Origin of the sequence: Streptomyces sp. NBC_00250 (assembly GCF_036192275.1) — a bacterium.
Taxonomy (GTDB): Bacteria; Actinomycetota; Actinomycetes; order Streptomycetales; family Streptomycetaceae; genus Streptomyces.
On sequence record NZ_CP108088.1, the window covers coordinates 4,162,323 to 4,185,774 of the forward strand.

Annotated in this window: 27 protein-coding genes; 9 read left to right on the forward strand and 18 right to left on the reverse strand. The window is 72.0% G+C overall.

Features of this window, described 5'->3' with window-relative positions; genetic code table 11:
- Positions 1-29: 29 nt before the first annotated feature.
- Positions 30-1,850, reverse strand: a complete 1,821-nt coding sequence (gene asnB / locus OG259_RS18665) for an asparagine synthase (glutamine-hydrolyzing) (protein ID WP_328943296.1) — start codon at positions 1,848-1,850, stop codon at positions 30-32.
- A 140-nt stretch (positions 1,851-1,990) separates the two neighbouring features.
- On the opposite strand from asnB, the gene OG259_RS18670 reads away from it, so the two are divergent.
- Entirely contained in the window at positions 1,991-2,734 is a 744-nt protein-coding gene (locus tag OG259_RS18670) for a PIG-L deacetylase family protein (RefSeq protein ID WP_328943297.1), read from the forward strand.
- A 152-nt stretch (positions 2,735-2,886) separates the two neighbouring features.
- On the opposite strand, the gene OG259_RS18675 is transcribed toward OG259_RS18670, so the two are convergent.
- Both OG259_RS18675 and OG259_RS18680 read right to left on the reverse strand, forming a co-directional pair.
- On the reverse strand, positions 2,887-4,407 hold the full coding sequence (locus OG259_RS18675; RefSeq protein ID WP_328943298.1) for a chitinase: 1,521 nt from the start codon (positions 4,405-4,407) through the stop codon (positions 2,887-2,889).
- Between the two features lie 393 nt (positions 4,408-4,800).
- Positions 4,801-5,856, reverse strand: coding sequence for a saccharopine dehydrogenase family protein (locus OG259_RS18680; protein ID WP_328943299.1), 1,056 nt, complete (start codon positions 5,854-5,856; stop codon positions 4,801-4,803).
- A 68-nt stretch (positions 5,857-5,924) separates the two neighbouring features.
- Between OG259_RS18680 and OG259_RS18685 the strand changes: the two genes are divergently transcribed.
- The gene (locus OG259_RS18685) at positions 5,925-6,089 is read left to right on the forward strand and encodes a hypothetical protein (protein ID WP_328943300.1); all 165 of its coding nucleotides are present in this window, start codon (positions 5,925-5,927) and stop codon (positions 6,087-6,089) included.
- A gap of 87 nt (positions 6,090-6,176) precedes the next feature.
- On the forward strand, positions 6,177-6,512 hold the full coding sequence (locus tag OG259_RS18690; RefSeq protein ID WP_328943301.1) for a hypothetical protein: 336 nt from the start codon (positions 6,177-6,179) through the stop codon (positions 6,510-6,512).
- Here the strand turns inward: OG259_RS18690 and OG259_RS18695 are convergent.
- Positions 6,493-7,059, reverse strand: coding sequence for an NADPH-dependent FMN reductase (locus tag OG259_RS18695; protein ID WP_328943302.1), 567 nt, complete (start codon positions 7,057-7,059; stop codon positions 6,493-6,495). The two genes, OG259_RS18690 and OG259_RS18695, sit on opposite strands and share 20 nt — an antisense overlap.
- A 137-nt stretch (positions 7,060-7,196) precedes the next feature.
- Here OG259_RS18695 and OG259_RS18700 point away from each other — a divergent pair, with 137 nt between their 5' ends.
- Both OG259_RS18700 and OG259_RS18705 read left to right on the forward strand, forming a co-directional pair.
- On the forward strand, positions 7,197-8,381 hold the full coding sequence (locus OG259_RS18700; RefSeq protein ID WP_328943303.1) for an MFS transporter: 1,185 nt from the start codon (positions 7,197-7,199) through the stop codon (positions 8,379-8,381).
- A 77-nt stretch (positions 8,382-8,458) separates the two neighbouring features.
- Complete coding sequence (locus OG259_RS18705) at positions 8,459-9,151, forward strand: TetR/AcrR family transcriptional regulator (protein WP_328943304.1); 693 nt, start codon at positions 8,459-8,461, stop codon at positions 9,149-9,151.
- On the opposite strand, the gene OG259_RS18710 is transcribed toward OG259_RS18705, so the two are convergent.
- The 8 genes from OG259_RS18710 to OG259_RS18745 form a co-directional block, all read right to left on the reverse strand.
- Complete coding sequence (locus OG259_RS18710; RefSeq protein ID WP_328943305.1) at positions 9,102-10,451, reverse strand: amino acid permease; 1,350 nt, start codon at positions 10,449-10,451, stop codon at positions 9,102-9,104. The genes OG259_RS18705 and OG259_RS18710 overlap by 50 nt on opposite strands.
- Positions 10,452-10,615: 164 nt before the next feature.
- The gene (locus OG259_RS18715) at positions 10,616-10,966 is read right to left on the reverse strand and encodes an ArsR/SmtB family transcription factor (protein WP_328943306.1); all 351 of its coding nucleotides are present in this window, start codon (positions 10,964-10,966) and stop codon (positions 10,616-10,618) included.
- A complete protein-coding gene (locus OG259_RS18720; RefSeq protein WP_328943307.1) occupies positions 10,963-11,412 on the reverse strand; it encodes an SRPBCC domain-containing protein in 450 nt (149 codons plus the stop codon). The genes OG259_RS18715 and OG259_RS18720 overlap by 4 nt, the downstream gene beginning before the upstream one ends.
- 147 nt (positions 11,413-11,559) lie before the next feature.
- Positions 11,560-12,510, reverse strand: a complete 951-nt coding sequence (locus OG259_RS18725; protein WP_328943308.1) for a MerR family transcriptional regulator — start codon at positions 12,508-12,510, stop codon at positions 11,560-11,562.
- Positions 12,511-12,567: 57 nt separating this feature from the next.
- Entirely contained in the window at positions 12,568-13,197 is a 630-nt protein-coding gene (locus OG259_RS18730) for a LysE family transporter (RefSeq protein ID WP_328943309.1), read from the reverse strand.
- The gene (locus OG259_RS18735; RefSeq protein WP_328943310.1) at positions 13,194-13,502 is read right to left on the reverse strand and encodes a DUF2087 domain-containing protein; all 309 of its coding nucleotides are present in this window, start codon (positions 13,500-13,502) and stop codon (positions 13,194-13,196) included. The genes OG259_RS18730 and OG259_RS18735 overlap by 4 nt, the downstream gene beginning before the upstream one ends.
- Before the next feature lie 98 nt (positions 13,503-13,600).
- Positions 13,601-13,879, reverse strand: a complete 279-nt coding sequence (locus tag OG259_RS18740; RefSeq protein ID WP_328943311.1) for a hypothetical protein — start codon at positions 13,877-13,879, stop codon at positions 13,601-13,603.
- Between the two features lie 110 nt (positions 13,880-13,989).
- A complete protein-coding gene (locus tag OG259_RS18745) occupies positions 13,990-14,748 on the reverse strand; it encodes a DeoR/GlpR family DNA-binding transcription regulator (RefSeq protein WP_328943312.1) in 759 nt (252 codons plus the stop codon).
- Positions 14,749-14,872: 124 nt separating this feature from the next.
- On the opposite strand from OG259_RS18745, the gene OG259_RS18750 reads away from it, so the two are divergent.
- Positions 14,873-15,253, forward strand: coding sequence for a DUF4406 domain-containing protein (locus OG259_RS18750; RefSeq protein WP_328947120.1), 381 nt, complete (start codon positions 14,873-14,875; stop codon positions 15,251-15,253).
- Complete coding sequence (locus OG259_RS18755; protein WP_328943313.1) at positions 15,250-15,996, forward strand: NUDIX domain-containing protein; 747 nt, start codon at positions 15,250-15,252, stop codon at positions 15,994-15,996. Before OG259_RS18750 ends, OG259_RS18755 begins: the two co-directional genes overlap by 4 nt.
- A gap of 101 nt (positions 15,997-16,097) precedes the next feature.
- Here the strand turns inward: OG259_RS18755 and OG259_RS18760 are convergent, their stop codons facing one another.
- The 5 genes from OG259_RS18760 to OG259_RS18780 all read right to left on the reverse strand — a co-directional run bounded on the left by OG259_RS18760 (position 16,098) and on the right by OG259_RS18780 (position 21,784).
- Positions 16,098-17,228, reverse strand: coding sequence for a serine hydrolase domain-containing protein (locus OG259_RS18760; protein ID WP_328943314.1), 1,131 nt, complete (start codon positions 17,226-17,228; stop codon positions 16,098-16,100).
- A 163-nt stretch (positions 17,229-17,391) separates the two neighbouring features.
- Positions 17,392-18,951, reverse strand: a complete 1,560-nt coding sequence (locus OG259_RS18765; protein ID WP_328943315.1) for a carboxylesterase/lipase family protein — start codon at positions 18,949-18,951, stop codon at positions 17,392-17,394.
- Positions 18,952-19,264: 313 nt separating this feature from the next.
- The gene (locus tag OG259_RS18770; RefSeq protein ID WP_328943316.1) at positions 19,265-19,717 is read right to left on the reverse strand and encodes a nuclear transport factor 2 family protein; all 453 of its coding nucleotides are present in this window, start codon (positions 19,715-19,717) and stop codon (positions 19,265-19,267) included.
- Positions 19,718-19,818: 101 nt separating this feature from the next.
- Positions 19,819-20,787, reverse strand: a complete 969-nt coding sequence (locus OG259_RS18775) for a hypothetical protein (protein ID WP_328943317.1) — start codon at positions 20,785-20,787, stop codon at positions 19,819-19,821.
- A gap of 178 nt (positions 20,788-20,965) precedes the next feature.
- Positions 20,966-21,784, reverse strand: a complete 819-nt coding sequence (locus OG259_RS18780) for a DUF397 domain-containing protein (protein ID WP_328943318.1) — start codon at positions 21,782-21,784, stop codon at positions 20,966-20,968.
- 265 nt (positions 21,785-22,049) lie between these two features.
- Here OG259_RS18780 and OG259_RS18785 point away from each other — a divergent pair, with 265 nt between their 5' ends.
- Positions 22,050-22,406 carry a hypothetical protein gene (locus OG259_RS18785; protein WP_328943319.1) on the forward strand — a complete coding sequence of 119 codons (357 nt, stop codon included), beginning with the start codon at positions 22,050-22,052 and terminating at the stop codon, positions 22,404-22,406.
- Between the two features lie 6 nt (positions 22,407-22,412).
- Here OG259_RS18785 and OG259_RS18790 read toward each other — a convergent pair whose 3' ends face one another.
- Positions 22,413-22,592 (reverse strand): hypothetical protein, encoded by a 180-nt coding sequence (locus OG259_RS18790; RefSeq protein ID WP_328943320.1) that lies wholly within the window; start codon positions 22,590-22,592, stop codon positions 22,413-22,415.
- A 108-nt stretch (positions 22,593-22,700) separates the two neighbouring features.
- On the opposite strand from OG259_RS18790, the gene OG259_RS18795 reads away from it, so the two are divergent.
- Complete coding sequence (locus OG259_RS18795; RefSeq protein ID WP_328943321.1) at positions 22,701-23,447, forward strand: dienelactone hydrolase family protein; 747 nt, start codon at positions 22,701-22,703, stop codon at positions 23,445-23,447.
- Positions 23,448-23,452: the final 5 nt, after the last annotated feature.

Genomic DNA, 23,452 nt, shown 5'->3' on the forward strand with positions numbered 1-23,452 from the left:
CGGGTTCGGGACGGGGAGGTCCCGAGGGGTCAGGCCGCACAGCCGATCGGGATTCTCATGCCCTGGACCACCTCCGTCCACAACTCGTGGACCGCCAGGGCCCAGAGTGCCTGGGCGTCGTGCCGGGAGGGGCGTTGCAGGTGGCGGGCCAGGAGTTTCTGGACGCGGTCCGCTCGGACCTTTCCGCCGAGGACCAGGCGGGCCGGGGAGAGGAGTTCCCGGACGGTGTCCAGGAGCGGGCTGCCCGGTGCGAGCATCGCCGCGATCGGCAGGGTGAAGGGCTGCTTCGGGCGGCGCAGGACCGCCGCGGGGAGCAGCTCCGCGCCCGCCTCGTACAGCGCCCGCTTCCCCGTCCGCGCCGCCGTCGGCAGCGAGCGGGCGTGTGTCACGACCGACGGCTGGCAGAACGGCATCCGCGCTTCGACGGCCCACGCCATCGAGAGGTGGTCGACGCGCCGCAGGTGGTACGCGGGCAGCCGCCAGCGCGTCTCGAACGCGGTCATCGCGGTGAGCCGGTCCGCGCCGACCGCCTCCGCCGAGCGCAGCTCCTGCTCGATGCGGTCGGCGGCCGAGCCCTGATCGGCGATGTGGGCGCGGTAGTTGGCGGTGTAGAGGTATTCGCGGAGGAGTCGGGGCGCGGCGGAGAGGGCGTCGGCGTAGGCGCCCGCCCAGTCGCTCCCGGCCCAGTCCGTGCCCGCCGGGGCGGTGAGCGCGGCGCGCATGCGGTCGTAGCCGCCGAAGAGTTCGTCGGCGCCGTCGCCGGTGAGGGCGACGGTGAAGCCGTTCTCGCGGACGGCGCGGAAGAGTGCGTAGGTGGAGAGGGTGATGGGGTCGGCGTTGGGCTGGCCGAGGTGGCGGACGGTGCGGGTGAGGAGGGAGCCGAGCTCGTCGGGGTCGACGGTGACCTCGTGGTGCACGGTCCGGGTCCGGCGGGCGACGGAACGGGCGTACGCGGCCTCGGAGTCGGGCCACCGACCGCGGTAGGTGAGGTGGAAGGTGTGCAGCGGCGGCGCGTCGGTCTCGCGGGCGTGTTCGGCGGCGAGCGCGGTGACGAGTCCGGAGTCGAGGCCGCCGCTGGTGATGGCGCAGACGGGCACCTCGGCCTGGGCGAGCCGGCGCACCTCGTGGCGCAGGACGTCCTGGGTGTCGCCGACGGGGGTGGTCCGGTGGGGGCCGCGGCGGCGTACGACGGGTGCGGCGCCGGGCCGTACGAGGGCGGTGGCGCCGGGCGGCAGGACGCTGACGCCTTCGAGCGCGGTGTGTGTGGAGAAGGAGGTACGGGTGGCGAGGACGGTGTCGAGGGATTCGTCGCGCGGGGAGATCCGTACTCCTTCGAAGGCGAGGAGGGCGGGGATCTCGGAGGCGAAGCGGGTGGAGCCGTCGTAGGGGTCGTGGTGCAGGTGGATCGGCTTCATGCCCATGTCGTCGACGGCGAGCAGGAGTCGGGTACCGCCGGGGCGCAGGTCGAGGATCGCGACGGCGAACATGCCGTCGAGGTGCTCGGCGAAGGCGGGGCCGTACTCGGCGTACAGCGCGGGCAGCAGGGTGCCGTCGCAGCGGTCGGGGAAGCGGTGGCCGCGGGCGGCGAGGGTCCGGCGCAGCTCGGTGTGGTTGTAGATCTCGCCGTTGAGGACGGCGAGGATGCCGGGGAGGTGGGGCAGCCGGTAGGGCTGTTGGCCGCCGCAGGGGTCGGTGACGGCGAGCCGGTCGCAGCCGAGGGACCAGCCGGGCCCGCTGAGCACGTGGTGTTCGTCGGGTCCGCCGTGGCGCTGGCGGGCGGACACCGCCGCGAGCTGGGCCGGCTCGGGGCGGTCCGCCCCGGCGGCGAAGGAGCCGAGAATCCTGCACATGCCGTCACCCTCCAAGCGCGTTACCCGTCACATCCAATGATTTGAATCTACCAAGTTTTTGAATGGCGCGTAAGTGCCATGTCCAGTTCACGCCACGGCTTGGCCTTGCGACGCCCCCGTCACCCCAACAGGCTGACCTCATGGAGGACTTCGACGGCACCGACCGCACCGACCGCACCGCCCCCGCGTCGCTGCTCGTCGTGGCCGCGCACCCCGATGACATCGAGTTCTGCGTGAGCGGCACCGTCATGCAGTGGATCGAGCGCGGCACCCGTGTCACGTACTGCATCGTCACGGACGGCGGCGCCGGCGGTTACGACGAACAGCTCCCCCGCCAGGCGATGGCGGATCTGCGCCGCGCCGAACAGGTCCACTCCGCCAAGCTCAGCGGCGTCGCCGACGTCCGCTTCCTCGGCTACCCCGACAGCTTCGTGGAAGCCTCCGTGGAACTCCGCCGCGACCTGTGCCGGGTCATCCGCGAAGTACGCCCGCAGCGCGCGATCATCCCCTCCCCCGAGATCAACTGGGCGCGGGTCGCCGACCTCCACCCCGACCACCGCGCGGTCGGCGACGCCTGTCTGCGCGCGGTCTACCCCGAGGCCCGCAACCCCTTCGCCCACGCCTCCCTGATCAAGGAGGAGGGCCTGGAGCCCTGGACCGTCCACGAACTGTGGCTGATGACCGGGCCCACCCCGAACCAGTACGTGGACGTCACCTCCGTCTTCGACCGCAAGGTCGAGGCCCTGCGCATCCACACGTCCCAGACGGCCCACTTCGACGACCTCGCCGGCCTCCTGCGCACCTGGCTGGGCGAACACGCCACGGCGGGCGGACTGCCGCCGGGCCGGATGGCGGAGGCGTTCCAGATCGTGCACATCGACTGAGCGGAGGGAGCCGGCGGGACGGGGACGGCATCGGCCGGGGTCCGCCGCGTCGGCGGACCCCGGCCGGGCGGCCCGGCGCCGCGCCGCCGTGGGCGACGGGCACCGGGCGCGGTGGGCGCTGTGGTCAGGAGACGCCCACCATGACGGGGTGGTCAGCAGACGCCGAGGTCCTGCCAGACGCCCCACTGGCCGGTGGTGCCGGGCTCCTCGCCCGTCGTCCACCACTTGGCCTTCCAGGTGTGGCCCTTGTGCGAGACCTGCTGGCCGCCGGTGTAGACGGTGGAGGTGACCCACGGGGCCGCCGTGCACGCGGTGGTGCCGCCGGTGACGGTCAGCGTGAGCACCGCCGCGTGGCCCGCCGAGGGGCTCGCTCCGTCGACCACGATCTGGTACGTGCCGGAGACCGCGGCCGTCGTGGTGTTCACCGTGAGGGTCGAGGAGCCCCCGGCCGTCACCGAGGTGGGGCTGAGCGAGGCGGTGACGCCGGCGGGCAGTCCGCCGACCGTGAGGTTCACCGTCTGGGCCGAACCGGCGGTGACCGCGGTCTTCACCGTGGCCGTGGTGGAGGAGCCCGCCGTGACGGTGGCGGAGGCCGGCGTCGCGGTCACCGAGAAGTCGTCGGCCGGAGCGGTGGTGCCGCTGGTGAACGGCGCGAAGACGTGCGAGAAGTCCCAGGTGTTCTGCTGGATGCCCGAGCAGTTGTCCGCGGCGGCGCCGCCGGGGCAGCTTCCGTTGTCCCGCTGGAGCGCCCAGAAGGAGAGCGTGTCGATGCCCTTGGAGACCGCCCAGTCGTAGACCGTACGGGCGTTGGCGAGGGTGAAGGTCTCGGCGGGACCGAAGTCGTCGACGCCGACCATCTCGGTGATGCCGATCATGCCCCAGAGCTGGGCGGGGGTCTTGGTGGGGTAGAGCTTGGCGAGCTGGTCGTAGAGGCCCTGGGCGGCGGTCTTGGTGTCCGCGGCCATGTCGTGGGCGGCGTTGTCGTAGTAGTCGAAGGTCATGAGGTTGACGACGTCGACCCGCGCGCCGTTGGTCACGGCGTTCTTGAGCACGGCGAGCCCGCCGGCGGCGAGGCCGTGGGTGGTCGTCGGGAGCGTGTACGAGATCTGGATCTGGCGCCCGTTGGCGGCGGCCCAGTCCTGGACGAGCTTGATGGCCTTGTTGCGGCGGTCGATGCCGGCGGTGTTGTCGAGCGCGTCGACCTCGATGTCCATGTCGAGCCGGGTGACGTCGTAGGTCGTGATGACCTTCTCGTAGACGGCCGCGATCTGGCTGACGTCGGCGCAGCTGTCGGCGATCTCGGTGCCGGTGGTGTCGGCCGTGTACCCGCCGAAGGAGGGGATGACGTCGCCGCCGCGGGACTGGATGGTCTTGATGTCGGCGCCGAACGAGGCCGGGGCGATCGGTGTCCCGGTGTCGCCGTTCCAGTACGCGGTGCACGAGCCCTTCGCCGCCGTCTGGAGGAAGGCCATCGTCAGGTGCTTGGCCCCCGACTGGGCGCTGAGGGCGGCCGGGCTCTCCCCGGTCCAGGCCTCGAAGTACGGGGCGAAGACGTGCTCGGGAAGCGGCGTCGCCGCCTGGGCGGGGGCGGTGGCGGTCGCCGCGAGGCCCAGGGCGGCCACGGCGGTCGCCGCGGCCGTGAGGGCGGAGCGGAGGGACCGTACGCGTCTCATCATGGCAATCCAATGACTGTGGGGGGGCGGGGTGTGCGCCAACACCGTTGGGGCGCACGGCATTTGCCCTACGGAAACCCTGCCGTCCCGGCCGCGTCAATGACTTGGGCCGCGCTTGAACAAAAGATGGACTAGACCAATTTGGGTTGTCGTTGTGTGGTGCATCCAGTGAAGGTGCGCGCGTACTGGACCGATGCGCGCGAGCGGACGGATTGGTCCAATGAGCCACGCCGGCGACGCCCCGGGCGGTGGGGCCGCGTCTCCCGTCCCCTGCGCGGGAGACGCGGCCCCACCGCCCGGCCACCCGGCCGCCCCTGGCCCTGACGGCTCCGCCGACTCCTTCGGCTTCGACGACTCCTGCAACGCCTGCAACTCCTGCAACTCCTACGACTCCTACGACGAGACGTGCGGGCGGAACGTCAGGTGCGCCGGGGCCAGCGCGTGCAGGAAGTCCGTCGCGTCGAAGAGGCTCGCCGGGGCCAGCGCGCCGGGCCCGGTCGCCCGGCCGTCGAGGATGCGGGTGGCCGCCTCCACCACCAGGGGCGCGGTCACCGCGTAGATGTCCTGCCCGGACGCGCTCGCGCGGCGCTCCTCGCCGCCCCTGCGGACGACCACGTCGACGACGAAGGTCTGCGCCGAGCGCCCGTCGGCATCGACCGCCGTCGGCGGCGGCGTCCCGGGGTCGCGCAGGTCGCGCAGGGGCGCCTCGTTGATGAGGACGCGAATGTCCGGGACGCGAACGTGGCGGGAGACGGTGACCTGGTCGGCGGTCGTGTACTCGACGACCTTCTGCTCGCCGAAAGCGCCCGGGAACTCCCATACGGACGACGTCGGTTCGGCGGCCGGCGGGACGAAGCGGCCACCCTTGTAGACCACGTGCCCGCCGGCGTTGCTCCGTCCCGTTCTACGGGTCCCCTCGGTCGGCAGCCAGCTGTCGAGCGCGATCGCGATCGTGATCTCGTCGGCCTCCTCCCAGTCCCCCTTCGCCGCGCCGACGAGCAGGTCGCCGAGCCCGCCGTAGAACGCCATCGCCGGCACGACCGCCACTCCCGCCTCACGGGCCCGGTCGGCGTACCGCTCGAACGTGGCCAGGACGGCGGACTGTTCGGCGGCGACGTCCAGGTAGGGGATGCCGGCGCGCAGGGCCGCGTCGATCACCAGGGGCGCGGTGGCGGCGAAGGGGCCCGCGCAGTTGACGACCACGGCCGCGCCCGTGAGCGCGCGGTCCAGGGCGGCGGGGTCGGCCAGATCCGCGACCCGCGCCTCGGCCCCGGGATGGTCCCGGGCCACGGCGTCGAGCCTGCTGGGGTCGCGGCCGACGAGGAGGAGGCCGAAGCCGCCGCGTCGGCGCAGTTCGCGGAGGACGAAGGCGGCGGTGTGCCCGTACGCGCCGACGACCGCGACGGTGGGGAAGGCGGCAGGGGTGGGGGTGGGGTGCTGTGTGCTCATGGGGCGGCATTCCTTGCGACGGGCGGAGGAAGCGGTTCCTCCGCAGGTCCGGCGGGTACCTGGCGTACATGTCAACGAGCTGGCGTTGGTTCTTCCTGGCCGTCTTCGTCGTCTGGACCGTCTTCGCGCTCCAGTGGACGGAAGTGGGCTGCGACTACCCGGAGGCGTATCTCGCGGTGGTGCGCTTCGGCGCCCCGGAGGGCCTGGAGTTCCTGCCGGCCTGCGGAGGCTGAGACGTCCGGGAACGACGGCGGCAGGCGTCGCGACCCGTCCGATCGGCACGACACGCCCAGGAGCCACGACACGCCTAGGATCGAGGTATGACTGCTCGCTGCGGTTCGTCGCTGTCGCTCTGGTCGCGGGACTCGTTCCTGTCCATCGGCTCGGTCGGGTCGACGCTCTCGATCGGCTCGGTCGGCTCGTTCCTGTCCGTCGGCTCGGTCGGTTCCGCGCTGTCGGCCGGCTCGGTGGGTTCCTGGGCGAGCGTCGGCTCCCTGCTCTCCGCCCAGTCGTGCTGGTCGGTCCTCTCCTGGCACTCACGCAGGGGCGTCCTCGCGGCGGGAGCGGTGCTCGCCGTCGCGGGAGCGGTGACCGTGACGGTGGCGGTGGCGGGAGCGGTGACGGCCGCGGGTTCGGTCACACCGCGTCGATCTTGACCTTGAGGGCGCCCAGGAGACCCTGGAGGAGTTCGATGGTGGCCTCGTCGACGAGGTTGCCGGCGGCGTCGAAGCGCTCGTACGAGTTGAAGACGTGCACCTCGGGCTTCACGACGACGTCGGCGTCGACGCAGACGAAGATCTGACGGAGCGCGAGCTGCGCACGGACCGTGCCGAAGGCACCGGGTCCGGCGCCGAGGATCGCCGTGGGCTTGCGGCGCAGCGGCACGCCCTCGGAGCGGGTCCAGTCGGTGCTGAGCCAGTCGATCGCGTTCTTGAGGACGCCGGGGATGGAGTAGTTGAACTCCGGGGTGGCGATGAGCACTCCGTCCGCCTCCGTGACGCGACGGCGGAGCTCGTTCACGGCGTCGGAGCGCCGCTCGGGCGTGTCGAGGTCGAGGTCGTACGGCGGGATCTCGCGCAGCCCCTCGTAGATCTCGATCTCCAGGCCACCGGGGTTGAACTTCTGGGCGGCGTGCAGCAGTTGCGTGTTGTGCGAGTCGGCGCGGAGCGAGCCGGAGATGGCGAGGATCTTGGACGCGGTCATGGGGTGCCCCCTGGCTGATCGAGTGGAGCCGGCGAGTTCCGGGCTCCGACGACCAGAAAGCTAAACCGATCGGTTCAGTCTGTCAACCAAACAGTTCAGTCTTGACACTGAACCGAATGGTGTAGTTCATTCGATCCATGGCCACCACCAGCTCCGAACAGGACTCCAGGCGCGATCCCACGGCGGCGAACGGGGCCGGGACCCCGACCCGGAGGCCGACCCGGAGCGCGACCCCGACACCGACCCCGACCCGGACCCCGACCCGGACCGGTCTGCTGCTCGCCGCGCTCGCCGCGCCCGCCGCGATGGGGGTGTCCGGGGCGAGCCTCGCCCTGCCGGACGCCGCCCACGAGCTGGCCGTCTCCCCCGCCTCCGCGGCCTGGCTGATGACCGCCTTCGGGCTCGGCATGGCGGTCGGCACCCCGCTGCTCACCGCCACGGCCGGGCGGCGACACGGCCCCGCCGGGGTCATCGGGGCGGGAGCCGTCCTCGTCACCCTCGGCGCGGCCCTCGTCCTCCTCGCCCCCGGTCTGCCCCTGGCGGTCGCCGGGCGCGTCATGGAGGCGGCGGGGGCGGCCGGCCTCAACGTCGCGGCCTTCCACATAGCCGGCCACGACCGCTCGGGCCGCACCCCCGGCGTGGTCGCGATCGGCAGCGCGGCCGGCGGCACCGTCGGTCTGTTCGCCGGGGCCGCGGTGGCGGGGGCGGCCGGCTGGCGTGCGGCCCTGGTCCTGCCGCTGCTGAGCCTGCTCGTCGTGCTGCAGGCGCGGAGTCTGGCGGGCAGGGAGCCGGAGACGGTCGGGGACGAAGGTGCCGGCGACACCCGTACCACCGGACGCCGATCCGTCCTCCCCCTCGACATCCTCCGCGACCGGGGATTCCTTACCGCCGCCGGGCTCATGCTCGCCGTCTCGACCGTCAACTTCGGTCTGCTGTACGCGGCTCCGCGCCGCGTCTCCGCGCTCACCGGCTGGAGTTCCGTGGAGACCGGGGCCGTCGCCTCGCTGGCCGCGCTCGCCGGTGCCCTGCTGTCCTGGCTCCTCGTCCGCGCGGCCCCGGCGCTCGGGCCCCGCCGCGTCCGTCTCGCCCTCGCCCTCGGCTCGCTCGGCGCCGCCGCCCTCGCGGTGACCGCACCCTGGCCGGTGGCCGTGATCCTCGCCTCGGGGACGAGCGCGCTGGTCACGGCCGGAGGTCAGGGACTGCTCACGGGCGCCGCGACGGAGGGGCTTCCGGCGGCCCGGCACGGGCTCGCCATCGGCCTGTTCAACCTGGCCTTCCTGATCGGCGTCGCGGCCGGCCCGGCCCTGGCGGCGTCCCTGTAGGCACCTCTCCAGCTTTACAGACCAAACCGTTCAGTTCATATACTGACGGTCCCGCCACCACACCTAAGGAACACCCCATGGGCGCCGGAGCCGAACCTCAGTCCGACTCGACCGACGCGACCGACGAGTACGGCATCCCGATCATCCCGGACCCCGCCGACGCCGCCTCGCGCAAGCGCCAGGCGATCATCGACGCCGCCCTCGCCGAGTTCCTCGCCGAGGGCTACTCGGCGGCCTCGATGGACGCGATCACCCGCGGCTCGGGCGTCTCCAAGGCGACGATCTACAAGCACTTCGGCAGCAAGGAACGGCTGTTCCTCGCCGTCATCGGCGGCGTGCTCCCGAAGACGTACGCGGACCTGGAGCCCTCCAACTCCACCCTCGCCGACGCCCCCGACCTGCGCGCCGCCCTCGTCCGGCTCACCACCGACTGGGCCCGCATCCTGCTGCGCCCGGACATCATGTCGCTGCGGCGCCTGGTGATCGGCGAGATAGACCGTTTCCCGCAGCTGGGCCAGCTCTGGTACCGGGTCAGCTACGACATGAACAACGGCCCGCTCGTCGAGGCCTTCACCGAGCTGAACGCCCGCGGCACCCTGGACGCGCCCGATCCGGCGCTCGCCGTGCAGCAGTTGGTCGCCGCCACCGTGGGGGTGCCGCAGCTCGTCCGTACCTTCTCGCCCGACGCCGAGATCGACGACGCCGAGCTGACGCGGGTGATCAGCTCGGGAGTGGATCTGTTCCTGGCTCGGTACGCCGCCCGTCCCTGACGTTCCTCACCTTCCTCCCCCAGGCCCATACGAGCAGGGCCGCCGCCCACGCCCCCGTCGTGAGGAGCTGGGTGCGGCTCGCCGCGTCGCCCAGCATGAAGAGCAGCACCCCGCCGATCCCCGCGAGCGCGAGCACCGCGCGTACGGAAGGACCGTGCAGGCGCAGGTGGGAGGCGGCGATCAGCGCCCACACGAGGAGGATCGCGGCGCCGATGGAGTTGAGCAGGAACGGGAAGACCGTACGCGGCCAGAGCAGGCTGAGGACGACCGAGACGAAGCCGAACGCGGCGGAGGCGAGAACGGCCGTGTACGGGACGCCCGCCCCGGCGCGCACCTTGCCCAGGGCGCGGGGTGCGTCGCCGCGTCCGACCAGGGCGTACAGCATGCGCGAGGATCCGTAGATGTTGGCGTTCATCGCCGACAGGAGCGCGACGAGGACGACCGCCTTCATCAGGTCGGCTGCGCCGGGGACGCCGATGCTCGCGACCACGGCGGCGTACGGGCCTTCGGCGACGCCCGGGGCGTTCCACGGGACGAGGGTGACGATGACGGCCATCGAGCCGAGGTAGCAGACCGCGACCCGCCACATGACGGCCCGTACGCCCGTGCGCACCGCCCGGACCGGGTCGTCGCACTCGGCCGCGGCGATGGTCACGGTCTCCAGGCCGCCGAACGCGAAGACGGCCGCCACCATGCCGACGGCGACCCCGTGCCAACCGTGCGGCAGGAAGCCGCCGTCGCCGATGAGGTGGGCGGTCCCGGGGAACGGGTGGCCGGGCAGCAGGCCGGCGAGGACGACGGCGCCGAGCACGAGGAAGCCGAAGATCGCGGCGATCTTGAGGCCGGCGAACCAGAACTCCAGCTCGCCGAAGTGCCGTACGCCCGCCAGGTTGCTCACGGTGAACGCGCTCATGAAGACGGCCACCCACGCCCAGCCGGGCACGGCCGGCACCCAGCCGCCGACGATGTGCGCGGCTCCGACGGCCTCGGCGGCGACGCTCACGACGAGCAGCGCCCAGTACATCCACCCGGCGAGCAGTCCCGCCCACGGCCCGAACGCCCGGCGCGCGTGCTCGGCGAACGAGCCGGTGACCGGGTTGGCCACCGACATCTCGCCGAGCATCCGCATCACCAGGACGGTCAGGGCGCCGGCGAGCACGTACGAGACGAGGATGCCGGGCCCGGCGGCCGCGATCCCGAACCCCGAACCGACGAAGAGCCCGGCGCCGATCGCGCCGCCCAACGCGATCATGGCCAGATGCCGTTGCCGCAGACCGGCGCCGAGTACCCGCCCTGTCATGATTCCCCCCGAATTACAGACGACCAGCGGAGGAGCTTGGCTGATCATCGCCCCGGAGAGCAAGCCGGTTCAGGACATGAGACGTCGAGACGTCCCGGGACGCCCCTCGGAACCGTCGTCGGCCGCCGTGAGTCGTCACCGTGAGTCGTCACCGTGAGTCGTCGTCAGCCGTTCTCCGCGATCCGCTTGATGTCCGCCAGGCGTCGGTCCCAGTCGGCGGCGAGGGCGGCCATCCAGCGGGCCGTCGCGTCGAGCGCGGCCGGGCGGACCGCGTAGCGGACCTCCCGGCCGACGCGGGCGGCGGAGACGAGCCCGGCGGTGTCGAGCACGGCCAGGTGCTTGACGATCGCCTGGCGCGAGACGGGGAGACGGGCGGCGAGAGCGGTCGCGGTGGCCTCCCCCTGCTCGGCGAGGAGGTCGAGCAGCCGACGCCGGGTGGGATCGGCGAGGGCGCCGAGCACGCTGTCGGTGGCGGACTCGGCCGCCCCCGGCCCTTCGGGGAGTTCCCGCGTCACGACGACGGGGCCTGCTCGGCACGCTTCTTGAACGCGTCGAGCACCTGGGGCCAGCCATCGGTGTTGTTCCGTACGGCCTGGGTGCGCAGCTCATCCGAGCCCGGGAGCGCGGCGAAGCCGCTCTCGACGACGCGGAGCCGGGTGCCGCCGTCCTCCTCGGTGAGGGTGAACTCGACGAGGGTGGTGTTGTCGTCGGTCAGCTCCTGCCCGGAGAAGGCGCTGGCCCAGCGGTACGCGACGTAGGTCGGCGGCTCGACCTTCTCGACGCGTACGGGGAAGGTGCCGTGCACGGAGTTCTTCGCGACCATCGACTCGCCCTCGCGGGCCACGGTCCCGGCCAGGCTCCCTTCGTCGGCCACCCAGAAACCGGGCTGGGCGACCAGGGTCCAGACGCGCTCCAGAGGTGCGTCGATGAGGGTTTCGCGCTCGATCCGGTCCTCGCTCATGGGGGACTCCTTCTTCGCGTAGGAAGCGCCACCTGAAAGGAAGTGACTGCAACCCCAGAGTTGCACATGCCCTCCTCGGTCGCAACCACACGGTTGCACCTCGGAGAGCGTGGGCGTGCATGCAGGTGCGGGCGAAGGCCCGACGGCTCACTTGCTCCGCGGGACCCCGCGCAGGTCGGGGTCGCTCTCCGGGGCAGCGCCCGGCTCGGCCACCGGCCACGCTATTTCCATCTGGTTGTCCGGGTCGTCCGGAGTGCCGGTCCAGCGGAGGAAGGTCGAGCGGACCGGGCCCGCGAAGGTGAAGCCGTGCTCGGCGATCCAGTTCGCGACGGCGTCGTACGCGGTGAGGATCTCGGGGAAGGCCGTCGCCGCGCCCTCCACCACGGTGCAGGCATACGTGCGCTCCGGGTCGTCCCGTACGGACATCCCCTCACCCAACTCCCCCGGCTGCGCGCCCGACTCCCAGAACGGCAGGCACGCCTCGACCAGGGTTTCGTTCTCCTCGTCGCAGAGCCCGTGGTACCGGACGAACGCGGGCCCGGTGAACGTGAGCGGCCCCCGGCCCGCGACCGCGTACAGCTTCTCGTAGGCGGTACGGAGGAACGGGTCCAGGCCGTGGTGGTTCACCGTCGCGCCGAGCACGAGAACGCGCTCGGGGGTGCTCTGGCGGAGGGTGACGCGGTGGTTCATCTCGGCTCCTTCGGTCAGTCCGGCCAGTCCGCTCGATCCGGTCGATCCGGTCGGTCCGCTCGGTCCGGTCAGTCTCGTCAACAGGCTGTGGACGACGGAGCGCTGGACGTCGAGCCGGCGCTCGGCGGCTTCGAGGTGCGCTCGGAGTGCCCGTTCCAGGTCGGCGGCATCGCCGCCGCCGCCCGCGAGCAGGGCGCGCACCCGCTCGACCGGCATGTCCAGCTGCCGCAGCGCACGGACGAGCTGTGCGCCGCGGAGCTGGTCACGCCGGAAGTAGCGGTAGCCGGTGTCCGGATCGACGAAGGCCGGTGTCAGTACACCGCTTGCGTCGTAGTGCCGCAGCGCGGTGATCGAAAGGCCACTGGCCTGCGCGAACTGCCCGATCGGCAGCAGATTCGTCCTGTCCACGAGAGGAGACTGTGCCGTCTCCGGTAACCCGAGAGTCAAGCCGTGGACGTGGAGGGATCAGGAGCGGACCACGAGCCGTACCGCGAGGACCACGATCAGCGTGCTCGACGCGAGCACCGTGGCCAGCCGGCCCCGGGTCCCCGTCAGGGTCCGGCCGAGCAGCGTCCCGCCCAGGGCGAGGAGGAGCTGCCAACTCGCGGAGGCGACGAGGGCCGCGACGACGAACGCGATGCGGTCGGGGAGGGTGGCGGGCGCTGAGGGGCCCGTCGCGAGGATGAGCGCGGCGAAGTAGATCACCGTCATCGGGTTGAGGATCGTGATCCCCAGGAAGGTGAGATACGCGCGGGCCGGGGTGAGTTCCGTCCCGTCGTCGCGGGACGCGAGCCCGCCCGTCCGGTACGCGGCGAGGGCCAGGTGCGCCGCCCGTACGGCGAGCACCACGAGCACCAGGGCCGAGGCCCACCGGAGCGGGGTCATCACCGGGGCCAGCAGCGGCACCAGCGCGGAGCCGCCCGCCACCGCGAGGAGTGCGTACACCCCGTCCGCCGTGGCGACGCCGAAGGCCGCACCCGCGCCCGTACGCCAGCCGGTACGGGCCGTGACGGCCACGAGGTAGGCGCCGACCGCGCCGACCGGGATCGCGATTCCGTAGCCGGCGAGCAGGCCGGCCACCACCGCGGCGGTCACGCGACGGCGGGGATCGCGCCTTCGGGGGAGCCGGGCCGCTGCTGTCGGCGGTAGGCCGAGCCGTCCTTGGTCCGGGCGAGGAAGCCGCCGATCACGAGATAGCGCCGCAGGGCGGAGAAGTCCTCGTGGACGGTGAGCAGGGCCTGGTTGACCTCGGGCTCGCGGTAGTCCCGACCGGCCTCGAAGAGGGTCTCGGCGAGGTGGTCGAGGAGGGCCTCGCGGCGGGCGGGCCTGCGCGGGATCGCCTTGAGGCGCCCGTCGGCGGAGAACAGGTCCGCGACGGGGCGGGAAGGATGACTGGTCATGGCGGAGAAGCCTGACGGCCATCGACCCCACCCCGCAAAGGGTTTTACCTCCCGTCGGCCCCAGGGGACGTTCGGGGGCGATCAGAGGTTTCGTCCGCTCACTTCAGCATGACGTTCACGGCCTCCTGCACCGTGGGCAGGATCGTGGGGAGACCGCCCTGGTCGAAGATCGGCTTGGCCTTCTCCACGAAGGCGAGGAACGCGTCCTCGGAGTCCCAGAAGTCCACGATCCGCCATCCCCCGCTCCCGTCGGGCCCGGCGGCGTGCGCGATGAACCCGGCCGGCGGAAACCACTCGGTGGCCTCAAGGAGCCGCGTCGTGTCCTCGTACTGCTTCCGGGTGCCGCCGGGGATCTCGACGGTGACGATGACAGCCATGGCGCTGCTCCTGTACGGGGACGGGGATGAGGGTCGGGGGGATCCCGACCAGCACACCAGCGAGCAGGGCACCCCGCACGGCAGCACGCCCCGAACGAGCTACGCGGCCGTCAGCCGGCGGGAAGGACCTCCACACCCCGCGCCGTGAGCTGCTCGACCACCGGGTCCCGCGGGTCGGCGTCGGTGATCAGCCCACTGATCTCTTCCCAGGGCAGGACACGGAACCGCGAAGCCGTGCCGATCTTCTCGGAGGAGGCGAGGACGTAGGTGTCCGCCGCCCGTGCCGCCAGGGCCCGCTTCATCGCGGCCTCCTCGGCGTCGCCGGTGGTCAGTCCCGCGTCGGGGTGCACGCCGGTGACACCGAGGAAGCAGAGGTCGGCGGAGACGTTCTGCGCGGCCTCGACGGCGGCCGCACCGCAGGCGACCGCCGAGTGCTTGTAGATGCGGCCGCCGATGAGGAAGACCTCCACCTGTGGATGGTCGATCAGGGCGGCGGCGATCGTCGGACTGTGCGTGATCACCGTGCAGGCCAGATCCTGCGGGAGCGCGTGGACGACGGCCAGGGCGGTGGTGCCGCCGTCGAGGATCAGCGCACCGCCCGGCCGCACCAGACCGGCGGCCACCTCCGCCACCTTCCGCTTGCCGTCCGGGGCGACGGACTGCCGCGACCGGTAGTCCGCCACGGCCGGCGAAACGGGCAGCGCCCCGCCGTAGACCCGCTGGCACAGTCCCTCGCTCGCGAGGTCGCGCAGGTCGCGCCGCACGCTGTCCTCGGAGATCCCCAGCTCGGCGGCGACGTCCTTGGCGACGATCTTGCCCTCCCGGGCGAGTAGTTCCAGCAGGTGGTCGCGCCGTTCGGCAGCCAGCATCCGCATTCTCTCCTGTTCTTGCACGTTTCTGCATGTATCGTAGCGCGCCATGACCGACATCCCGACGCGTGACAAGCCGACGAGTGACAAGCAGACGCGTGACAAGCAGACGCGTGACAAGCCGATGCTCATCCTCATCGCCGGGCCCTACCGCTCCGGCACCGACGGCGACCCGCAGGCCATGGCCGCCAACCTCGCCCGCCTCGAAGCGGCGGCCTGGCCGATCTTCGCCGCGGGCCACCTCCCGGTGATCGGCGAATGGATCGCCCTGCCCGTCCTTCACTCGGCCGGCGCGGGCCTGACCGACCCCCTCGCCGACCAGGTGCTCTACCCGGCCGCCGACCGCCTGCTCGCCCACTGCGACGCCGTACTGCGCCTGCCCGGCGACTCCACCGGCGCCGACCAGGACGTCGCCACCGCCCGCCACCGCGGCCTGCCGGTCTACAGCGACGTGGCGGAGATCCCCCGCCGCACACCGCACGGGGAGAGGGAGGCGCAAGCATGACCGCCGACCGCGCGAGGGGCGACCTGAGCACCACCCCCACGAGGGGACGCGCGAGCGAGCGCCCCGGCGTCGGCGTCCCCGACCACCGCGACCGACCCGGAGTCGAAGTCCCCGACCATCGCGGCCGGACCGGACTCCACCAGGCCGGGCGCGCCCTCGACCGGAACCCCGGCGTCGTGGTCCGTGACGTCGAGCTGACCTCCCAGGGCTGGCACGTCCTGCGGCGGACCACCTTCGACTACCGCCGCCGCGACGGACGTTGGGTCACGGAGCAGCGTGAGACCTACGACCGGGGCAACGGCGCCGTCGTCCTGCCGTACGACACCGCACGCCGCACCGTGCTGCTCACCCGCCAGTTCCGCTACCCGGCCTACGTGAACGACCACCCCGACGGCATGCTCGTCGAAGCGGCGGCCGGGCTGCTCGACGCCGACGACCCGCTCACCGCGGTCCGCCGCGAGAGCGCCGAGGAACTCGGCGTCACCCTCGGCCCCCTCACCCATGTCCTCGACGCCTACATGAGCCCCGGCTCCGTCACCGAGCGCCTCCACTTCTTCGCCGCCCCCTACACCCCGGCCGACCGCACCGGGGCAGGCGGCGGACTCGAAGAGGACGGCGAGGACATCGAGGTCCTCGAACTGCCCTTCACCGAGGCCCTCGCCATGACCCGCGACGGCCGCATCGCCGACGGCAAGACCATCCTGCTCCTGCAATGGGCTGCCCTGGACGGCCCGTTCGCCTGAGACACCTGGTTGCGGACGCGCGGAGTGCGGGTTTCGGGGGTCGGGGTTCGGGATGCGAGTTCGGCGTTCGGGATGCGAGGGTCTGGGTTCGGGATGCGAGGTCAGTCGGTGAGCGCTGCGCCGACTATGTCCTGGATGCGCTTGAGGACATCGCCGCTCCCCGTCGTGTTCAGCGAGTACACGACACGGTGCCGGAGGTCCTTCGTGGCGAAGAAGCCGTTGTCCCAGCCGGGGCGGGACCCCGTCTTGCCCCAGACGGACTCCTTCTCGTTGAGCTTGTAGCGCATGAGTCCGCCGACGCTGAAGCAGGCGGGACCGCCGAGGCAGTTCTTGTTGTCGGCGGAGCTCTTCACGTTCGGCACGTCGAAGACCAGCTTCTGCTGGGCGGGCGGGAGCAGACGCCCCCGGAACAACGCGGTGAAGAACCGGTCCAGGTCGGCGGCGGTGGAGATCATGCCGCCCTCCGCCCACGGGTAGGGGCTCTGCTCCGTGACGTCCTGCCCGGCGACGTACACCGTCGCGTGGGGTGAGGGAATTCTCAGGTCGTCGGCGGCGGGCAGGCTGGTGTGGCGGAGGTGCAGCGGCCGGATGATCCTCCGCTCCAGCTCGCCGGCGAAGGAACGGCCGGTGACCTTCTCGACGAGCAGTCCGAGGACGAGGGAGTTGAGTCCGTTGTACTGCTGCTCCGAGCCGGGGGCCGGCGGCGGCACGTTCGCCGCGGCGGCCGCGGCGAACGACTCCCGCAGGGAGTCCTGGGGCGTCACGGACTTGAACTGCCACCCGGGCCCGTCGTACGGGCCCGGGGTCCGGGCCGGCCTGGGAAACCCGCTGGTGTGGTCGAGGAGCCGGCGCACGGTGACCCCGTCGTACGCCTCGGGGAGCAGCTCGGGGACGTATCTGCGCGCGGGGGCGTCGAGTGCTATCCGGCGCTCGGCGACGAGTTGGAGGACGACGGTGTTGGTGAACGTCTTGGTGACACTGCCGATCCGGAAATGAGCGTCGGCGGTGACCGGCCCGGCGGCCGCCCCCTTCCCGTCGTGTCTGACGACCGCACCCGCGATGACGCCATCGGGCAGGCGGCCGAGGATGTCCTTGACAGTGGCGCCCGTGGCCAACGGGGTCTCGGCCTGGGCGGTGCCGGCCTCCGTCGCGGCGAAGGCCGCGGGCGCCGCGACACCGGCGGTGAGAGCGGCGGCCAAGGCGAGGCTGGTGGCGGCGAGACGCGTGCGCATCGAATGTCCTCCGGAGCGGTGCTGACGGGACCTGCTGACACCACCAACTCTGCTCCGTGCAGCGGCCGTAGCCCATCGGTGATCACCCTGATCGGACCCCTACCGACCCCTGGCCCGCCCCCTGCCCCGACCCCTGATCATGAACCGGGGGTGATCCCCCGGTTCAGGGACGCAGAACCGGAAACTCGACCTCGGCCCACAGAGCACGGAGGGCAGGGAGCGCGCCGGGGGCAGGGAGAGCACCGGGGGCAGGGAGCGCGCCGAGGTTGCCCGACCCGTCCTCGACGCGGCTGTCGTCCGTGCTCCATACGGCGGCGGCCTGGCTGCCGGAGTTGTCGACCGGCAGCCAGCCTGGGTCCCCGGTGGTGGCGAAGTCGGCCCAGGCGCGCACCATGCGGCGGCCCAGTTCGTGGTCGGCGGGCGTGGGCGTACCGCCGATGAGGAAGGCCGCGGAGTCGTCGCCCTGGTTGCCGAAGGCGAAGGGGATGTCCGCGCAGTGCCAGGCCCGTACGACCCCGCCCGGCCCGGTGCGCCGACGGTCGAAGCGGGACAGGAACGCCCGGCCGCCGGCACGGGCGTGAGCCTCGGCGAGCCGGTTGCTGTACTCGCCGAACAGCAGGTCGCCGAAGACGGCGAGGTAGACGTCGAGAACCGGGGCAGCGGACATCGCGGCGCGATAGCCGTCCACCAGGCCACCCGGGAGGCCGAAGTCCGCAGCGAAGAGAGCGAGTTGCTCGTCGGTGGTGATCTTCGCGCAGCTGTCGACGGCGTCGAGCAGCCAGTACTCCTCCGTGGTGTGGCAGACCAGCAGGTCCACCCCGCGCGTCGCGCCGGCGGCCATCCCCGTGAGGGGGTCGACGGGCAGGACGTCGCCGTCGAGGACCGGGGCGTAGAGCGAGGGGTCGTAGTGGCGGGATCCGGAGGCGGGGTCGCGCCGGTAGTCGTCGACGACCTGGTCGGAGGCGGTGACCAGGGCCTGCGGAGCCATGGAGGCCAGGCCCTCGGGCGTGGCGGGGCAGCCTGCCGCCGCGGCGATCTCGCCGGTGGTCGCGGCGGCGATGTCGCGGGTGTAGTACGGGCTGGCGACGCTGTGGGCGATGGCCCGGTGGAACAGGCCGCGGGCGCTGTCCATCACCATCAGGCAGGCGACCGATGCGGCACCGGAGGACTGGCCGGCGAGGGTGACGTTGCCGGGATCGCCACCGAAGGCGGCGATGTCGTCCCGCACCCAGCGCAGGGCCGCAACCTGGTCGAGCAGGCCCCGGTTGTCGGGGTGACCGGTGACGTCGCCGCCCGGGACGTGACCGAAGCCCTCGAACCCGATGCGGTAGTTGAGGGTGACGACGACGAGACCGGCGCGGGCGAGCGCGGTGCCGTCGAAGTCGGGCTGGGCCGACGATCCGAAGGTGTAGGCGCCGCCGTGGATCCAGACCAGAACGGGCAGACTGCCGCCGTCGCCGGCCGGGGTCCAGACGTTGACGCTGAGGATGTCCTCGTCGCCGGGGGACCACACGGGTGCGCCGGGCAGCTGCGCCGACTGCGGGGCGATCGGGCCGAACTCCGTACAGTCGCGCACGCCGGACCACGCGGGCGCAGGGACGGGTTCGCGGAACCGGTGGGCGCCGAACGGCGGGGCGGCGTAGGGGATACCGAGGACGGCGACGACATCGGCAGCGGGCCGAAACCCTCGAACCGAACCGTTCTTCGTCTTGAAGATGTCCATGGGGACGGGGCTGCCTCTCGTGCACATGCCGAAACGCCGGGGGTGGGGAGGGGGTTGGGCGGGGCGGGGCTTCAGCTTGGCATCACCCGGCGCGCGAGGGCCAACACCGAGATCACGACGACTCACACACCCCTGATGTGAATCCCCTCCGGGCGGACGCGGACGCCGCCGACGCCGCCGACGCCGCCGACGCCGCCGGCCGAGCCGAGCGCCTTGAGGTACGTCTGACCGCCGGGGTTCAGATCAGTCGGTCGCAGTCGGTCGCAGTCCGCCTCAGTCCGCCTCAGTCCGTCTCAGTCCGTCTCAGTCCGTCTCAGTCCGTCGGCGACGCTGCCCCTGCGCAGGCGGCGGCGATGGCCTGAGTGTCCCAGTAGAACGGACGGACCTCGGTGATCTGCCCGTCCTTGACCGTGATCGTCTGCAGGATCGGGAAGCTGAGTTCACGGCCGGTCGCACGAGCGCGAGCACGGACCTGAGTGAGTACGACCGCGGTCTCGCCGGTGGCAAGGAACTCCTGCTCCACCATGTCGAACGTCTCCCACGCCTGCCCCATCGCGAGGAAGAACTGCGCCATCCCTTCGTGCCCACGCCACGTACCCCCGTACGGCAGAGCATCGGCTTGGTGCAGCTCGACATCCGGCGCGAAGAACGGGGCGAGCAGGCCGAACGAAGCCTCGCCGGGGCCGCCGGCCGCCAGATACTCGGCCTCAGCCGCGTACATGCCGGTGAGGACCTTCTCAGCGTCTTCGGTGGATGCCGTCGTCATGACTCCAGCATGATCAGCGAAGGCGCACCGCGCTCGCGGGAATCAGACGTCGTCGTTCGACACGGCCGGCTGCGCCGTCTCCCGCGCGAGGCAGGAGCCCGTCAGGTGCGGGTGGGAGTCAGACAGATGCCGGGGGGCGCGCCGGCCAGTCGGGTACCGGCCGCGTACGGGTCGAACCGCTTCCCGCCCTTCACCTCGGCCGCCTCCTTGGAGAAGAGCGGATGGATGAAGCCGTCCTCCGGCGCCGGGCAGGCATCGTTGGCGATCACGTACGTGGAGGGACCCAGCACGAGTTTCCCTTCCCGCACTGTCGCGCTCAGTCGGCGCCGTACGACCACCCTGGCCACTTCGTCACGGCCGGGGCGGACCTCCCAGCCGCCCTCGGTCTTCAGGACGGCGTAGACGAAGGTGTAGTCGGCGTGCACCAGGAGTTCCCCGGCCGGCGTGGCCTCGTAGGTCATCGAGCCCCGGGCCCTGGTGTCCTCCAGGACGACAACCTCGTCGGGATCGAATCGGGTGAACGTCTCCAGTGGGCTGCGGCCCTGCACGGGGCGTTCTAGGGCAGCCTCCAGTTCGCGCCGGGTGGGATCACCGGGGGCGAGGAGAGCGAGAGCCCTCTCGGGGCGCTCGCCGGTCAGCACCTCGTCGGAGACGTTGGCCTCCCTCACGAAGTCGCGCATGGTGTTCAGGCCGTTGGTCACCTGCTCTTTGCTGATCCCGGCGACGGGGCGGACCAGGTAGGGCGGCAGCATGCTGCTCGCTACATCGGTCCTGTCCCAGCGGGCCGCGGGAGAGCCCCGGAACGGAAGGCCGGTGGTGAGAGGCCAGTCATCGGGCCACATCGCCTCCTCAAGAAGCCCCGGCTCGAACGGCTCGTTCGCAGACCCCTCACCGGCCGCGACGTCGAACAGCGAGAACCCGAACGCCCCGGCCAGAAGCACCCCCACCCCTACCCGCAGCCCGATCTTGCGGCGCCGTCTCCTACTGTCCTGCCGCAGCCACTCCTCGCGGTCCGGATCGTTCTGCTCGGTCTTCAGCCGCGCCGCGGAGTCCGCAGCTTCGATGGACATGAAATCCCCTCCCTGACCGCCGAATCGGCGGGGCGGAGAGATCTTGCCACGAGCGGCACGGCGCAACGCGGCGCCGGCTTCGGCTGTGCGCCGCCCCGCACAGCCCGCCGGTCCACGCGCCCGGCATGACGGCGGCCCCCGCCGTAGGGCAGGGGCCGGAGGTCCGCCGGGAGGCGGGTCAGTGCGTGTCGGCGCGCGCGAACGCGGTGAGCGCGGCCCAGGCGGTCGGTGTGGCCGTGAGCTCGCCCTGGGAGTGGTCCTTCGTGTCCCGGACGTGGATACGGGGAAGGTTGTCGGCCACTTCGATGCAGGAGTCGTTGTCAGCTCCGCTGTACGTGCTCTTGTGCCAGTTCGGGGTGGCCGTCGGCGCGTTGTGTGTCGCCCTCCTGGTGCTACTCCTCCCCGAGTAGCGGGGCGAGGGGGTCCTGGGTGAGACGGACCGGCGTGGCCAGGGCCTCGTCGTAGGCAGGGCGCGAGAAGACGTACGGGCCCAGGGGCAGCTCTCCCCACTCCGGCCGGTGGGGCTGGTGGAAGCCGGACCAGGTGACCTCCGTCGCGGTGGCGCGGACCCGGGCGAGCAGGGGCCAGCACGCGTCGATCCCGCAGGAGCAGCCCAGGAGGCACAGGGCTCCGGTGTCGCGGTCGCCGAGGTCCCGTGACGCGTGGCCGAGGAAGTGGGCCGGGGCCGGGTGCCGTCGGCGTCCCCGGCATCGTCGGCTTCCCCGGCATCCTCGGCGTCCCCGGCACCGTCGGCGTCCCCTGCATCCCCTGCATCCAGGTGCAGCGGGGCATGCTGACGCAGCAGGAACTGTTCGCGTTCCTGCGGGGTGTCGTCGTCCTCGTCGAGCTCCCGACTCCAGAGGGCGCGCGTGGCCTCCGCCACGAGGACGCGCAGGTCGGTGCCGCCGATCCGGATGCCCCAGACGGTGAGGTGCGGGTAGCCGGGGTGGGGGTGGCGCAGGAACTCCACCCGGTGCGGAACGGTCGGCGGACTCATACACCCCATCCTGCGGCGCCCTCCCGCCCGGCTCCACCGAGTATCGCGGGGGGACACGCGGATCCCGGGCCTCGGCCGACCACGAGCCGGAAGCGGGGAGGCGCCTGGGCGGGCGCAGCCGGCCAGGGCTTCCTGACTCGCCCAGGAGGGGACCAATGCACACACGTTCTGTTCCCCATCGGCTCTACTCAACGCAACCGAGTCACCCGAGTCATCCGCATCACCCGGGTCACCCAAGCCTCCCGATGCCGAAAGGACCCACAACGTGACGAACGACGATCTCGACACCGCCCTCCGCTCCATGCCCACGCCTGAATTCACCTCTGGCATGGTCATCGACGCGGACTTCATCGAACCCGGCGAGAAGATCACCGCCGACAACCCCGAACTCGCGCGACTGGCGCTCTACCTCCGGCAACTCCACTTCCTGCTCAAGCACCCGGAGTCCCCCCAGAGGATCGCCGAGTCCGACCTCAAGGCGTTTCGCGACACCTTCTACGCGCACGGCGCGTGGCTCGACGGGAACAAGGACGCGACCCCCGACCAGTACGCGGCCCAGCTCCAGAGCCTTCGCTCCCACTGCGACCCGATCCTGACCACGTACGGATGGAAGTTCGACTGACCGGTTTCAGACGGATGCGGAGGCGGAGGCGGAGGCGCTTTCGCCTCGTTCGTCGGCGAACGCGAGAGCGGCGGTGAGGCCTTCCGTGAAGGTACGGAAGGCCCGGGCGGGGGGGCAGTTCCTCACCGTCGCCCCGTCGCCGATGCCCATCACCAGGTCGAAGGGCCTGGGCGTCATGGGCGTCATGGGCGTCATCGTAGGAGTCAGGCCCCCCGCCCCCGTCCGCCCCATGTGCGCAGCCCGTAACTCGCCCTGCAGGCGCCTGGGTTGATCTTCGCTGTTACGGTCGTCCCCATGGCCACCAAGACACTGCAGATCCCCACTCCAGACGGCCAGGCCGACGCGTTCGCCGCCTTCCCCGACGACGGCGAGCGGCACCCGGGCGTGCTCCTCTACATGGACGTCTTCGGGCTGCGGCCCCGGCTGGAGGAGATGGCGCGCGAACTGGCGGGGCACGGATACTTCGTGCTCGTCCCCCACGTCTACTACCGGGACGGGCAGGCGCCGCTCATCGACCTTCCCGAGCTCATCGGGGACGAGGACCGGCCCGCGCTCTTCGAACAGCTCATGCCCTTCTACGTCGCGCACACCACCGAACGCGCCCTGCTCGACGCCGACGCCTACCTCGCGTTCCTCACCGGCCGGCCCGAGGTCGCCGCCGGGCCCGTCGCCGTCGTCGGCTACTGCCTGGGCGCCGTCCTGGCGATGCGTACCGCGGCGGCCCACCCGGACCGGGTGGCCGCCGTCGCCGGGTTCCACCCCGGCGCGCTGATCACGGACGCGCCCGACAGCCCGCACCTCCTCGCCCCGAAGGTCACCGCCGAGGTCCATTTCGGCGTCGCCGAGAGCGACATGACGCCCGAGGAGTTCGGCGGGCTCAACGAGATCCTCGAAGCCGCCGGCGTCCGCCACACCAACGAGATCTACCCCGGCACCGTCCACGGCTTCACCATGGCCGACACCAGCGCCTTCAGCCCGGACGGGACGCGGCGCCACTGGGACCGCCTGCTGTCCCTCCTCGAACGCACCCTCACGAACTGATCACT